This window comes from Paraclostridium sp. MRS3W1 (genome assembly GCF_032465715.1).
Taxonomy (GTDB): Bacteria; Bacillota; Clostridia; order Peptostreptococcales; family Peptostreptococcaceae; genus Paraclostridium; species Paraclostridium dentum.
Genome location: NZ_JAWDJM010000093.1, coordinates 1 through 12,621 on the forward strand (window position 1 = coordinate 1; position 12,621 = coordinate 12,621).

Genomic DNA, 12,621 nt, shown 5'->3' on the forward strand with positions numbered 1-12,621 from the left:
CTACATTTTCTAGTATCTCAGTACTTGGAGTTCCTGGGTATGCAGATGCATACTTAACTCCAGATTCATAAGCTCCACGAGCTATTGCTTCATTTCCAGTCATTAACAATTCCATTTTTATCCCCCTGTTTTATAAATATTTTCAAATGATAATTTAAAATTTCGCCAAATATTTACACTACCTTACAGTTAGTTTACATAAAAAAATGTTTCCTCAAAATATCTTGATATGAACAATTCTTTATATTTAAGCTCGTCTTCATTTATATGTTCTTTATTTAAAATCCTTAATGATAATTCAGGAATATCTACACCTGCATTTATTGAAAGGGACACAGTTCCACCTATTCTTGGGTTTACCTCAAATATATTAATAGAATTATCTTTTCCCAAAATCAGCTGTAGACAAGCTGGTCCTACTATACCTAATTTTTCTACAGCTTTTTTTGCTTCATCTACTATTAGAACGTTTTTTTCAATCTTTCCTTTCCAGCATACTCCACCTTTGATTTCTAATCTACTTCTTGGCACAGCGACCAAGCAATTACCTTTCAAATCTGAAAGAGTATCTACTGAGTATTCAATTCCTTCAATATACTCTTGTAATATATATTTTTTTTCTATTCCTTCGATATATTTAAGATCATAATTTGAATTAATTATATATATTCCTCTTCCTCCTCTTCCTGTTCTTGGCTTTGCTATTAAAGGATATTTTATGTTTTCAAGCTCTATATCTGAATCGAATTTCCATGCCTTTGCCACCTTAACTGAAGCATCATATAAACTTTCATAAAATTTATATTTATCTAAGCAAGATTCAATAGTGCTTGGAGATGAAATTAGTACTCGTACACCTATTTGCTCAAATTTATCCCTATTTTCACTTATCTTTGGCAACTCTTCATCTACTGTTGGAATCAGATACTCTATATTATTCTTTTTGCAAATATTAATAAGTTCTGTAATATAGCTTTTATCTATAGCGTATGGCACTACAGAATAATCATCAACCATATTAAATCCAGCTGAATATTCTAAACAATTTACACCATAAACATAATGTTTATTTTTTAACAAATATTTCGCAGCTGCTATCCCTGCCGCAGCGCCTACTCCTGTAACTAAAATTCTACTCATTTATGACCTCTCTCTATAACTTCCTACTTAGTATGTTTTTATGTAGCATTTTGCTTCTTGACGCTATAAATTTATAATCTGAATTTTTAGGATTATCTAATATAAATTTCAATTTATAGCCTTGTAAATCTGTGATTATACAATTATTATTTTTAAGGTAAAGCAAAATAGGAATTATATCTACAAGTTTTAAACCATCGTTATCTATAAACGCATCTATAGATCCATCAGCAAGTAATCCTAACTCAATACTTGATGCTCCAAGTAATCTCATACGACCTTGTCCAAATCTTCTTATTAATGCTTTATCAAACTCAGACTCAACGTTAACTTGAGTTTTCCCTAATGCTCCCTTATAAGCTTCAAATATACCAAATGTTGATACAACAATTGAGTATTCAATGTCATTTTCATCTATAATCAACTTATTATGATTGACTAATGCGATACATATAGAATATATTGGTATTCCCCGCATATAATTACCTGTACCATCTATTGGATCTAACACAATACTTTGTATTCCTTTGCCAAACTTAATTCTTCCACATTCTTCAGATATAATAACTATATCTGAACAATATTTTAATATCTCATCAATCACATATTTTTCAATATAGATATCACAGTTAATTTTATTATCATTACTTATATTTTTTAATTCTTCAAAAGCATTAATTGCTATTTTTTTCAAAACATCTCCTGTTAACATTCATCCACCTCAATCAATATCTATTCGGAATATTCAGATAATAACATGTTAGAAAATTCTATAAAGTCATCTCCAAGAATATTTACCATATCAACCTCATCACATTCCTGACTAATGTTTATTGTAAGTTTTCCATTGTATGAGGAGGCTCCAAAGTTAGGCATATTAACTTTATCATAAGCTGGTATAAATGATATATCATCTATACATTTACCAAACTTACCTATAAATTTAGATATATCTCCACAATTACTACTAGAAAGACCTCTATAAAGATTGCCATCATTCATATTACTCATAAATCTATCTACCAATATTCTAAATAATGAGCTAGGTATTCTTTCAGTCATTTTTATAGCTCTTACAAAACCTAACCCAGGATTTTTACTCTTACATATATTTATTTTCTTCCTAAACTTTGCAATATCTAAATGATGTATTATAGATCTTTCAATAATGAAAAAGTCAAAAGATGCAAAGTTTCCTATAAAAATATAAGGTAATTTCATATATCTTCTTAAATCTATATTAAAACTTACACCTATATACTTAGAGCCAACATTATAAAGTTCATCATATTTATTTGTAATTAATAATTGAATAAGTATAATATAATCATTTATGCTTATTTTATGGTGCTTACAAAATGAATGCACTTTTTCCATATCATCTATCTGAACTCTTCTTGTTGCCCTAATCTCATTAATACTTTTTTTAGAAGTGTTATCCAGTATTGGTTTAAACATTTGTCCTATGGTCTTTTTTTGCTCATTTCTAATCTTATAATACTTTCTATATTTATCAAAATCATCTAAATTATCTAATAAATTATTCATATCCCACTTTATATCAAGTGCTGGTATTTCCTTATTCTCACTTAACTTTAAATAAATATCTCCTAATAAATTTATTATGTATAAGCCGCCTCTTCCATCACAAAAACAATGGTTAAAACTATATAAAACTGCTACTTTCTTATCTTTAGAACTCTTAAAAATCTTTACTAGCAAAGGATATTCTCTTTGAACTTGAGTATGAATCTTCGTACTTGTCCCTATTGCTTTATATACATCATCTTTAAAGTTTCCACTATCTTTAACTTCTTCTTCTATTAGTTGTAAATCTGTTTCTCTAAAATTTGGATTATGTTTCCAAATATCGTTTAAAATTCCCTTCTCTATTTTTGATGAAAGTTTTATGATATTCAAATGTAGGTTTAACAACGCTACTTTAAATATTTCCAATGAGAATGAGTCGTTCATAAAAGAAAGAAAATAAAAATTGCTTCCACCGCAGTCTTTACCTAATATGTCATATCCTATATCAAAATGATTTGCTCTATTTTTCATTTTTTAATTGCTCCCTAGTTTTATACTTAATTAATTCTGCCAATGATATATATACTCCCCTTGTATTTATAAATTTTACTTTTACTAAAAAATCTTTGAATTTATAGTACTGAAATCCATCAATATATGATATTTTTTTAATACTTCTTAAATCAATTGTTAATCCTACACCTATGGCTTTAACAATTGATTCTTTTATTACCCATTCTTTTAAAAAAACACATTTCTTTGTTTTATAATCAAGTAACTTATACAATATCAATTCTTGTTCTGAAAATATTGTATTGCACAAATCACTATTTTTAAATCTAAAAGAGTCAATGCATTCAACATCTACTCCTAATTGTTTTTTACAGTTTACTCCAATAAGTAAATGTTCTCTAGAGTGAGAAATATTAAAATTTAGATTTTCTGATATGTCAGTAATTTCAGGTTTGTTATAAGTATCCCTAATTATAGGTATGTCTTTGGGCTCTAAATTTAAATAATCACTCAATATTAACCTTAACAACCCTCTTCTAATTATATATTTGTTAAGAGATTTATCATTTTTTAACTTGTTAATGTAATTTCTTTCTTTACTTGATAAAAGATTTGTCAAATAGAAAACTTCTTTTTCAATATGGTTGATATTAAAAAGATATAAATTTGTTTCAGAGATCCTATCTGAAAAGACAGATTTGTTCTTAATCTCGTTTATTTTATTTAATATCATTAATTAAACCTTCTATACAAGTTTTATTTCTTGTATCTACATAGTTAGGGTTTAAATTGTTTTGTTTAGCAATTTGCTTTAACATCTTCTTTATTATAAAATTTTGCTTGCTAACATCAAGCCTCCCTCCAAGATATAAATATCTAGTATTAGAATTACTTAAGTATTCCCCTATTGAATTATTAATAATTTCTTTATAATTTTTTTGAGATATTATACCATGAACAAAATATATGATATTTTTGCCTTCAAGACTTTTAGATATCTTTTTTATATGTTTTTTTACTGTCCCAGGAAGTGATCCCATATATATGCCAGAACCTATATAAATATTTTCATAGTCACTTATTCTAACATTATCTAACTTCCTTAAATCACATACATCGACATCTTTATTTCTAGATATCTTTTCTACAGTCTCTTTTGTTGTATTGTTTTTAGAATAATATAAAATTAAGCTTTTCATCTTCTCTCCTTACCCCTAATCTAAATTTAAACATTAGTTTCACTATTATTGAAAATATTAAATTCTTTGTTCATATCTTTAATAATCTCATTACAACTTTTCGAGTTTATAAATGTATTCTTATAGAATATAATGTTATTTCTCATTTCTTTGTTATCAATTAACTGTTTTATCGAAGTTCTTAAAGTTTCAATATTAAATTCTTTTTCTGGATACAATATTCCACATCCATATTCCTCTAATATTACACCATTACCCTTTTGCTCATTGGTAACTGGACATACTAATACTTTAGTCTCAGCTACAATTGAATCAGTTATACTATTAAATCCTCCATGAGTAATAATAATTTCAGACCTTTCTAATTCTTCTCTAAAAGCATCTAAAGGTAAATTTTCATATATCTCTACATTATCAGGAATATCTTTAATATTTACCTTATTTTTTTTATTTCCACCAAAAGAAATTACTACCCTATACCCAAGTCCTACTGTTGCTTCTATGCACTTATCCCAAAAACTTTTACTAAAGCTTATTGTTCCCATACTCACAAAAATAGTATCTTTATCTTTGTTAACTCTAGTTTCTCTATACATATAAGGCTTTATAAATTTAATATTAGCAGGAAGGCATTTTCCTCCAGGATGAAATTCCCTTGATGTTGCAACTACTGTGAATTTACCTTGATGATCCATAACTTTTGTAATATTTTCAGAATTCTTCCCATATATTTTTTCAATTCTTTTTTGTATATTTAAGAATTTATATATAAATTTAAAGTCAGTAATTGCAGCTTTTAATAACTGTTTTCTAAATCCTGGTGTAGATTTAATTGTTTTAGAATCTCCCATAAAAGAAGTAAAGAAAAGCATATACGGTATCTTATTATGCCTTGCAATAATTTTTCCCCATAACGCTAAACTATCACATATTATTAAATCAGGATTTTCCTTGTCTATCTCTTGCTGCATATAAGGTAGTATTTTTTCTGTTAGTGTATTGAAAACATACATTATAGCCATTATTTTTTTATGATACTCTATATTGTCTGACAACATATCATAGTAGTCCATGAATTCTTTAGGATATAACTTAACCTCTAAGTTGTCTATACTTTTATATTTATCAAGATATCGCTCAGCAGTATAGTATATAAAATCAATATCTTGCTTTGCAAGTTCTTTGCACAGCTCATATTGAGGGTTTATATGTCCAGATACAGGGAAGTTTATAAAAATTACTTTTTTTCTCATATCAGTCTCCCTTTATACTATTTATTGTAGTTTGCTACACGTTTTACTTCTTTGTTGTCATTATCTTCTAAACTTCTTAACATCATTGTTGCCTGATATAGTTGTTCAAAAGTTCCCGCATCAGACCAATGACCTTTTATTTTGTCATAGCTAAGCTTACCTTTATTAGAATAATCTGAAAGAACATCAGTCATTTCATATTCATTTCTCTCACTTAACTTAATATTTTCACACTTTTGTATAACTTCCGATTTAAACATCCATATTCCTGTATTAACTAAGTTAGAAAAAGGTTTTTTTGGCTTTTCAACTAATCTAGTAACACTTTTACCTTCTACTTCTACTACCCCATATTTTTCTGGGTTATTTACCTCACTTACCAATATCTTAGCATCAAATATATTTTTATTATTCATGAAATCTACAACATAATCTTTAATATTCTCGATAACAATATTATCACCAAGAATAACTATAACATCATCACCTCCAAGAAAATCTTTAGCACATAATAAAGCCCCTCCTGTTCCGTTACTTTCTCGTTGTATTTCATATTTGATATTAATATCCCAATTCTCTCCTTTTCCTAAAAGTTTATAAAATTGTTCTATATTTTCAGCTGAGGTAATTATTAAAACATCTTTGATTCCTGCATTTACCAATGTTTCTATTGGATAGAATATCATTGGCTTTTTATATACCGGTAATAAATGTTTGTTAGTTACTACAGTTAAAGGCTGTAGCCTTTTACCATTTCCGCCTGCCAAAATAACACCTTTCATAATTCTGCCCCCTTTAAAAAACTATTTATTATTATATTTATTGAATACTATACTTGCATTGTGCCCACCAAACCCAAATGAGTTGGAAATAGCAGCTTCTACTTCTCTTATGATAAGATTGTTAGGTACATAATTTAGATCTAGTTCTTCATCAGGATTTTGGTAGTTTATTGTTGGAGGTATAACCCCTTCAATTAATGATTTAACTGTTACAATTCCTTCAATAACTCCTGAAGCTCCAATAGTATGCCCAATCATAGATTTAGTTGATGATACTAATATTTCTTTGGCCCTATCACCAAAAAGTTTCTTTATCGCTATAGTTTCATACTTATCATTTAGATATGTAGATGTTCCATGTGCATTTACATACCCTATTCTGCTTAACGGTACTTTTGAATCTTTTACCGCAATGTCCATAGACATGAACATACCTAATCCATCTTGTGATGGAGCTGTTATATCATCAGCATCACTGGTGATTGATGTTCCACTAACTTCAGCATAGATTTTTGCATTTCGTTCAAGAGCATGTTTTTCACTTTCTAATACTAATATTCCTGCACCTTCTCCCATTATAAATCCATCTCTATCTTTACTAAATGGTCTACAAGCAATTTCGGGTTCTTGATTATTAGTAGACATCGCCATTATCTGATTAAACCCTTCATAGCATTCTTTATTAATGTGTGAGTCTGTACCACCAGTGATTACAATATCATATAACTCAGACTCTATTAATTTTTTACCTAAAGTTATTGCATATGCAGATGATGCACATGCTGCAGATACGCTAAAATTAGGTCCTTTTATATTGTTATAGATAGATATCCAAGCACTCGGTGCATTAGGCATTGATTTAACTATAATATTTTGCTTTGAATCTTCTCTTTCCTTATCATTATATGCTGATGTAACAACTCCCATAATTACAGCTACTCTCAAAGAATCTACCTTAGAAAAATCTATTTTGCTGTCAATTATAGCTTCATTAGCAGCAACCATAGCCATTCTTGTCACCCTAGTCATTTTTTTTCTATCTCTTCTCTTTATGACTTTTTTTGCTTGTTCCTCAAACGTGTCTTGGACTTGTGCACCTATTTTAGTTCCTGAGTTAGTTGTATCAAATAGTGTAACGTATCCAATTCCTGATTTGCCTTCTAAAATATTGTCCCATGTTGTTTGCAAGTCATCCCCTAGCGATGTAACTGCACCCATTCCTGTTATTACTACTTTATTATTCTCTATCATACAAATCTACTCCTATACAATCTCTTTATTTAACTTCCTACATACTAATTTATTAATCTTTTCGTATCTAAAAATATCAATTGATTTTGCATTGTATTCAAACTTAAGCATGTCTTTAATTCTATCTGGACCAATCGTCGTGATCATGTCTAGTATACTTTCTTTTAAACCTAAAGCCAGTTCTATAGCTTCAAACAATGTTTCATCAGTTATTATTTTGTTATTTAATATATATGAGATTTCATTCAATAGTACAGCCTTTACTCTATCTGAGTAATTTTCCTTAGATGCAAGAATAGATGATGTAATACTTGATTTATTCCTTTTGTTTTCTAATAAATTAAACTCGTCTATCAAATTATCACATTTTCTATTTTTTTCAATATTTGTAAGGTCATCATACAGTATATCATTTAAAAAATAATTTCTTTCGTTCCTAAATCTCATTAAGCATTTTTTTACTATCAATACTCCAGTTGAATCTATAATGTTGAATATTCCATACCTCATAACATTATTTGATATTTCCCTATCTACATCTTCTACTGATAAATCTCCTTTCTTAAATAAATAATAACTATAAGAAATAATTGTAGTTAGTATCTTTGCTAAAATAAGATTTCCTTCTCCTTCAAGTAATAAAGTTTTCTTTTTAGTATGGTGTAAAAATTCTTCAACTTTTTTAATACTATAGTTATTAGTATCACTGCTTGTTGATACTTCTACAATTGGATTAAATTGTATAGGGTAGAAATAATGGATTCCCATACATCTTTCTTTTTTTCTACAATTTGTGAAAATTTTATCTATATCTAATGATGATGTATTAGTGCTAATAATACAATCATCATTCACATTTTCTTCTATTTCTTGTACTACTTTTTTCTTAACATATAAATTCTCAATTACAGTTTCTATAACTAAGTTACAACTCTGTAGATCTTTATATGATGCTGATACTGATATACTATCAACTATTGTCTTATAATCATGTTCTTTTATAATGCCTATTCTAAGTTTTCGCTTAAAAAGCTTAAGTATCTTGGATTTAATAGTTTTTACAGCATCAGGGTTTCTAACTATTAGTACAACTTCATATTTTTTTTCAATTAAATCATTTAGGATATCTAGTCCCATTTTTCCATTTCCAACTATACCTATTTTCATTTTATCCCCTACTACATTGCTGATAAGTGACCGTATAATTTTATATACTTTTCAGCAGATTTTTTACTTATTTTATATAATTTACACATTCTTTTATAGAATACTTCTTCTGGTAAAGTTGTCTTTACTACAGAGTTAGTAAGATTATAATAATCTAAATTTTCATTTAGAATATCATCTTTCATCTCTTCCCATAGGCTAGTGCCTGGAAAAGGTGTCAACACTGTAAAACCTGAATTAAATATAGGGTTTTCCATTACGAAATCTTCTAATTGTTTAAAATCTGATTCTACAAAATTAGGTTTAACAATATAATTACCGTTTACAAATATTCCTAGCTCATTAAGGTATTTTAACGCTTTTTTTGTCTTATCTATAGTACTCTGTTTATTGTATGCCTTAAGTTCCTCATCACTAGTACCCTCAAGCCCACATATAACTATTCTTAATCCAGCATCTCTAGCCAATTTTAACACATCAGGATGTGAAATAACGGTATCGACTCTTACATCAGCCATGTAAAAATGTTTATCTAACCCTTCCTCTATTATCCTAGTAAATAATTGTTTTGCCTTTTTAATATCTCCAAATGTATTAGCATCACAAAATCTTATTATTTCATATTTATCCATAGTCTTAAGTTCTTTAATGATTTTTTCTACATCTTTATGGTAATATTTCCCCCCAGTAGTTTGCCATACTGTGCAGAAATTACATTTATGAGTACAACCTTGAGATGTACTAATGTAGTGTATAGTTTTATTAACATGATTTATTTTGTAGTTATACTTGTCAGTTAACTTTCTATTAGGCATTACGTCTTCATTTAAGTGTGAATTTCTAACTTCCTCTATAGTAAGTTCGCATATAGATTTTGTATAACGTAGAAAATGGTTTTCATTTATAGCGATTCCTGTAATTTTTGAAAAATCAGCATTTCTACCATTTTTTTTATATTCATCTACAATTGCTTTATAACTATGTTTTCCTATACCTATGCATACAACATCTACATTTGTATCTTTAAAAGATTCACTGCACAAAGTTGGATGTATTCCTCCGACAAAAGTTAGTATATCTCTATCGTGCTTCTTTGTTATATCAATCAGATTGAGAACGGAGTTATATTGTGCTGTTATACATGTAAAACCAACTATATCTGGTTTAAAACGAATTAATTCATTTATATACTCCTTCTCATAATCATAATCTTTTATATTATCAAACTCAGTCTTTTGGTCAAGTATAACAACTTCTTCATCAGGGGTCATAGCCGATATTTCATTTAAAGCAAGTGGAGGTCCCACCATAACTCTTCTTCCAAAAGACTTTAAAGTTTCTTCATCTGCAAAATCAAACATCCTTATTGCTCTAGGAATTGGTGCATTTACCAATAATATTTTCATACTCTCAACCTCATTTCTATGAATTATATCTTAGGGTAAACCCTGCTTGCATAAATTTACTTACTTCCATTACAAAACTAAAGATTAAATCCCCGTCTTTAAAAGAGCTTTCTTTTAATAAATTATCAATTGATATTATTGCAGCAGGAGGTCCTGAATATCCAATATCTTCTATAGCGCTGTAAAATTTATCTCTTTCAATGTCTAATTCCACACATTCATCTATAATATACTCTCTTACAAATTTCGATGGCATGTTTATTACAAAGTTGCCTAATTGACTATAATCTATGTTGTATTTCTCTATCATACGATTAAGTGCATTATAAAATATTGTTTTACCATTTTCATCTACCGCAAACGCTTTCATATCATTTAAGTATATTTGACTAATATGTTGCAACCCTTTTTTATAAACTTCTTCTGGGTTTAACCAGTGATACGGCATTTTATTAGACATGGCAGAAACTTTTTTACCACCTGCTGATTCAATATAAGAGTCTTCTAAATAAAATCCTGTAGCTTTTTCCTCTTCTGCTTTTAAGACCATTGCTCCAGCACCATCACATAAGTACCATCTTAAGAATATATCATCCTTAGTAATAACTTCTTGGTTATAAAACTCTGGTATAAATGATGAACTCGCAACGTTTGAGGATACTACTAATGCATTTTTATACTCCCCTGAACTTAAAAGAGAATGTGCTAATTTTATCGCTTTATATACTGATGTACAGTTGGAATGTATATAAAATTCTCCACATAAGTCTATACCCAACTCTTCTTGAATTTTAGTTGACATAGGAGGAATTTGTGATGAATAAGCTCCCCCATATACAATCAAATCAATATCTTCTGGTTTAAGATTAGCAGAATCTATAGCTTTTTTTGATGCTTCTACTGACATTGTTAAGTTATCATCTGTAAAAGTTCTAGTTTTATTATCAAAAGCATAATAACAATAGTTAATACCAAGCATTTCTTTCATCATTGGCTGAACTCTGTTCACCCACGATTGTATTTTTTTAGGTGTTTTTTCAAAGTTACCTAGATATTCGTTTATCTTATCAAAAGGAATAGGCTCACCTGGTAAATAAGATCCTACTCCCGCCATTCTAATATGTTTACTCATTTTATCTACCCCTTATATCTATGACTAATAAACTCACGATAAATTTTAGTTGAATTTTTGTTACAATAAGCCACATTATTTTCATATACATAATTTACAAACTCTATTGCTAATCTTAAAGAGCTTTTTTTAGTTACAACATCATCAATAAGTTCCAACTCATATACCTCTTTTTCATTGTATAAACTGCCTTTTATAATAAACTCAAAAGAGTTCATTATTCCTAGTTTTTTCGCTATATTTATAGAACCATTTACTCCAGGCATAAGTCCAAATGTTGATTCCGGTAACCCTAACCTTGCACCCTTTTCACATATTTTTATATGTGCTGAAAGTGCTATTTCAAATCCTGAACCTATACAGAATCCAGTAATACTTGCTACTACTGGCACAGATATTCCTTGTATTGTTTCTAGTGATTTCTTAAAGTCATTATGTAATTTAGGGACCTTTTTTACATCACATCCTCTAATTTCTGATTCTGTAACAATTATATTTAATAATTCACTTATATCAGAACCAGAACTAAAGTGCCTACCATGTCCTGTAAGAATTATTCCCTTAACATCCTCTTTATTAGTAATATGGCTAACTATTTTGGAGAACTCTCCTAGAAATTTTAAACTCATTTTATTAGCATTTTCACCTTTTATTTCAATAAAATATATTCCGTTGTCATGAGTAAATCGTAGTGTACTTAATTGATTAAGCATGTGATTTTTCTCCTTGCGCTTTTAATAATGCTAACCTACAAAAATATTTGGATTCTTCATATCCCAGATCAAAAAAGTTTTCTTCTAAAATCGATGCTTTATACTTATTGAAGTATTCCTTAATCAATTTAATCTGATTCTTAGAGCGTCCCAAAGTTAAATCTTCTATATATTTACTAATATAATTTTGATCTTGAAAGTTTATCCTAGATTTTTCATCTATATCTGTAGGGTCTACTCCCATGATGGTCTTTATTTTTTCCAATTTTCCTGTCTCAATTTTTCTACCAATATATTCAGCTTCAGACGTAAATTTATAAGTGTCAAAATTCAAAATAAAATCAATATCGTAAATATTAAACTCTCCATCTATTATTACACTAATAATATTTCTAAATAATTTTATATGACTAATAATCGATTCTTTAATATAGCAAAGATTCCATACACTTTTTTTTAATATAACAACTAATGAAGTATCATAATTTTGAATTCCTAAAATCAGATCTAAATCATAAACAGTATTAATTATTAC

General features: G+C 28.4%; 13 protein-coding genes. All 13 read right to left on the bottom strand.

Going from position 1 to position 12,621, the window contains the following annotated elements; genetic code table 11:
- Positions 1 to 189: 189 nt before the first annotated feature.
- The gene (locus tag RWY47_RS07055; RefSeq protein ID WP_150843263.1) at positions 190 to 1,140 is read right to left on the bottom strand and encodes an ATP-grasp domain-containing protein; all 951 of its coding nucleotides are present in this window, start codon (positions 1,138 to 1,140) and stop codon (positions 190 to 192) included.
- Positions 1,141 to 1,153: 13 nt separating this feature from the next.
- A complete protein-coding gene (locus RWY47_RS07060) occupies positions 1,154 to 1,834 on the bottom strand; it encodes an inositol monophosphatase family protein (protein WP_206622119.1) in 681 nt (226 codons plus the stop codon).
- Between the two features lie 38 nt (positions 1,835 to 1,872).
- Entirely contained in the window at positions 1,873 to 3,201 is a 1,329-nt protein-coding gene (locus RWY47_RS07065; RefSeq protein WP_150843265.1) for a hypothetical protein, read from the bottom strand.
- Positions 3,191 to 3,916 carry a 4'-phosphopantetheinyl transferase family protein gene (locus RWY47_RS07070; RefSeq protein WP_150886333.1) on the bottom strand — a complete coding sequence of 242 codons (726 nt, stop codon included), beginning with the start codon at positions 3,914 to 3,916 and terminating at the stop codon, positions 3,191 to 3,193. Before RWY47_RS07070 ends, RWY47_RS07065 begins: the two co-directional genes overlap by 11 nt.
- A complete protein-coding gene (locus RWY47_RS07075; protein ID WP_150846316.1) occupies positions 3,903 to 4,382 on the bottom strand; it encodes a flavodoxin domain-containing protein in 480 nt (159 codons plus the stop codon). The genes RWY47_RS07070 and RWY47_RS07075 overlap by 14 nt, the downstream gene beginning before the upstream one ends.
- 26 nt (positions 4,383 to 4,408) lie before the next feature.
- Complete coding sequence (locus tag RWY47_RS07080) at positions 4,409 to 5,635, bottom strand: glycosyltransferase (RefSeq protein ID WP_150846317.1); 1,227 nt, start codon at positions 5,633 to 5,635, stop codon at positions 4,409 to 4,411.
- Positions 5,636 to 5,652: 17 nt separating this feature from the next.
- On the bottom strand, positions 5,653 to 6,417 hold the full coding sequence (locus RWY47_RS07085) for a sugar phosphate nucleotidyltransferase (RefSeq protein WP_150886334.1): 765 nt from the start codon (positions 6,415 to 6,417) through the stop codon (positions 5,653 to 5,655).
- 21 nt (positions 6,418 to 6,438) lie between these two features.
- Positions 6,439 to 7,668 (bottom strand): beta-ketoacyl-[acyl-carrier-protein] synthase family protein, encoded by a 1,230-nt coding sequence (locus RWY47_RS07090; RefSeq protein ID WP_224170468.1) that lies wholly within the window; start codon positions 7,666 to 7,668, stop codon positions 6,439 to 6,441.
- A 12-nt stretch (positions 7,669 to 7,680) separates the two neighbouring features.
- Positions 7,681 to 8,835 carry a 3-hydroxyacyl-CoA dehydrogenase family protein gene (locus RWY47_RS07095; protein ID WP_150846320.1) on the bottom strand — a complete coding sequence of 385 codons (1,155 nt, stop codon included), beginning with the start codon at positions 8,833 to 8,835 and terminating at the stop codon, positions 7,681 to 7,683.
- 11 nt (positions 8,836 to 8,846) lie between these two features.
- The gene (locus tag RWY47_RS07100; protein ID WP_150846321.1) at positions 8,847 to 10,241 is read right to left on the bottom strand and encodes a B12-binding domain-containing radical SAM protein; all 1,395 of its coding nucleotides are present in this window, start codon (positions 10,239 to 10,241) and stop codon (positions 8,847 to 8,849) included.
- Positions 10,242 to 10,257: 16 nt separating this feature from the next.
- Positions 10,258 to 11,373, bottom strand: coding sequence for a 3-oxoacyl-ACP synthase III family protein (locus RWY47_RS07105; RefSeq protein ID WP_150846322.1), 1,116 nt, complete (start codon positions 11,371 to 11,373; stop codon positions 10,258 to 10,260).
- Positions 11,374 to 11,378: 5 nt separating this feature from the next.
- Positions 11,379 to 12,086, bottom strand: a complete 708-nt coding sequence (locus RWY47_RS07110; RefSeq protein ID WP_150846323.1) for an enoyl-CoA hydratase/isomerase family protein — start codon at positions 12,084 to 12,086, stop codon at positions 11,379 to 11,381.
- On the bottom strand, positions 12,079 to 12,621 hold a 543-nt coding region (locus RWY47_RS07115; RefSeq protein WP_316030281.1), incomplete at its 5' end, for a hypothetical protein. The genes RWY47_RS07115 and RWY47_RS07110, both read right to left, overlap by 8 nt.